The 1,424-nt window shown below is 41.3% G+C and carries 2 protein-coding genes; both read left to right on the plus strand.

Features of this window, described 5'->3' with window-relative positions:
* Positions 1 to 45: 45 nt before the first annotated feature.
* Positions 46 to 564: a helix-turn-helix domain-containing protein gene (locus tag AC2FA3_RS14970; protein ID WP_490510275.1), complete on the plus strand. Its 519-nt coding sequence runs from the start codon at positions 46 to 48 to the stop codon at positions 562 to 564.
* A complete protein-coding gene (locus AC2FA3_RS14975) occupies positions 552 to 1,397 on the plus strand; it encodes an IS3 family transposase (RefSeq protein WP_490510276.1) in 846 nt (281 codons plus the stop codon). Before AC2FA3_RS14970 ends, AC2FA3_RS14975 begins: the two co-directional genes overlap by 13 nt.
* Positions 1,398 to 1,424 lie beyond the last annotated feature (27 nt).

A 1,424-nucleotide genomic window follows, 5' to 3' on the forward strand; every position in this document is an offset into this window, starting at 1 on the left:
TGAACTGACCCCCATAAGTTGGACACAACTTTTGGGGGTTATTTTATGAAATACGACATAGACTTTAAGATAAGAGTGATCGCCTATTATCAGCAAGGTCATTCCGCTTATGCTACTGCCAAGCACTTTAATATTGACGATAAAGATGTTGTTAAATGGGTCAACCAGTATCAAGCTGGAGGCGTCCTTGCCATCAAACCTAAAACTCGTAAAGCTATATACAGTTGTGATTTTAAGCTTCAAGTTCTCACCACTATGGCAGATGAAGGTTTAAGTCAATCACAAGCCGCTTTAAAGTTCAACATCAGCTCACCTGCTTTAATCAGTGCTTGGCGCAGCTCCTATGCTTGTCATGGTATGCTAGGCTTAACCGCCAAAGCCAAAGGACGACTTACTATGAATCACCCTTACCTTACTGACAAGCCTGACCATGAGAAAAGTGTAGCAGAGATCAAACGCGAGAATGAGTATTTGCGTGCGGAGAACGCTTATCTAAAAAAGCTCGATGCCTTGCTCAGGGAAAGGGAACAAGCCACGACAAAGCAAGGCTCATCGAAGGACTAAGGAATCAGCACCCCTTAGCTTTACTACTACTTATTGCAGGTATACCAAGAAGTAGCTTTTACTATCATCTAAACTTGCTGACGGCTGATGATAAGTATGCCGATCTTAAACAGCGTATCAGTGATATCTACCATCACCATAAAGGTCGGTACGGCTATCGCCGCATAACTCAAACGCTTAAGAATGAATATCTAAAACACAATCATAAGTTGATTGCCAGACTCATGGGTGAGCTTAAACTTAATGCTAAAATCAGACGACAAAAGTATCGCTCCTATAAAGGACAGTGCGGTGTGATCGCCAAGAACTTAGTCAAACGCAAGTTTAGAGCAGAGGCGCCTAATCGCAGGTGGCTGACAGACATTACGGAGTTTAAAGTGGGTGATGATAAGCTATATCTATCCCCAATACTTGACTGCTTTAACAATGAAATTATTAGCTACCAACTATCAAGACGACCGGTATATGACTTAGTCCAACAGATGCTTGATCGTGCGCTCAAAGGCATACCTATAAAGCGAAAGGAAACACTAACACTGCATTCAGATCAAGGATGGCATTATCAGATGAAACCGTTTGCGAATACGCTTAAAGAGAATCATATTAAGCAAAGTATGAGCCGAAAAGGGAACTGTTTAGATAATGCGTTGATGGAAAGCTTCTTTGGGTCTTTGAAGTGTGAGACTATCTACATTGAGAAGCCTGAAACGATTGAGGCTTTGGAAAAACAGATTCATGACTATATTCACTACTATAATCATGAGAGAATTCAGCTTAAACTAAAAGGACTGAGCCCTGTTAAGTACAAAGCTCAGTCCTTGATGCAAACTTAAACTGTCTAAGTTTAGGGGGTCAGTTCA

The organism is Janibacter sp. CoH_79_TC_3, from assembly GCF_058197955.1.